Source organism: Pseudomonas sp. 1 (assembly GCF_056626735.1).
Map to the genome: position 1 here is coordinate 1 of NZ_JBWXMQ010000053.1, position 814 is coordinate 814.

At 62.2% G+C, this 814-nt stretch carries 1 protein-coding gene; it reads left to right on the plus strand.

The window, feature by feature from the left end; translation table 11 throughout:
* On the plus strand, positions 1 to 814 hold an 814-nt coding region (locus AC1MDC_RS28660), incomplete at both ends, for an immunoglobulin-like domain-containing protein (RefSeq protein ID WP_480394191.1).

Consider the following 814-nt stretch of genomic DNA (forward strand, 5'->3'; position numbering starts at 1 on the left):
GAACCTGGTGACCAGCAACACGCCAGCCGTGACCAATGTCACCGACACCATCGACACCACCACGGTCAAACTGACCGCGACCGAGTCGGCGGCTGAAGGCGGGACCGTTACTTACACTGCGACTGTCGGTGCTCCAGTCACCGGTTCGCCTGTGACCGTGACCCTGTCCAACGGTCAGCAAATCACTATCGAAGTCGGCAAGACCACCGGCACCGTGACCACCACTGCACCGAACGATGCGCTGAACGGCCATGCACCGCTGACCAATGCGATCACCGGCGTAACCGGCGGTAATTACGAGAACCTCGTTGCCGACAAGACCCCGGTTTCGACCACCGTCACCGACACCGTCGACACCACCAACCTGACCCTCAGCGCCACCAACTCCGTCGCCGAGGGCGGTTCGATCATCTACACCGCAACGTTGACCAACGCCGCCGGCACTCCGGTAACTGTGACTCTGAGCAACGGCGCCGTGATCACCATCGAGGCCGGTAAAACCACTGGCACCGTGACGGTTCCGGCCCCTGCCGATGACGTCTACAAGGACGCCGGCATCGTGGAAGCGACGATCAAGTCCGCGACCGGTGGCAACTTCGAAAATCTGGTGACCAGCACGGTTCCTGCGGTGACCCAGGTCACTGACACCATCGACGCCACCACGGTGAAACTCACCGCGACCGAGTCGGCGGCTGAAGGCGGGAACGTTACGTACACCGCGACCGTGGGTGCACCTGTCACCGGCTCGCCAGTGACCGTGACCCTGTCGAACGGTCAGCAAATCACCATCGAAGTCGGTAAAACCACCGGCACC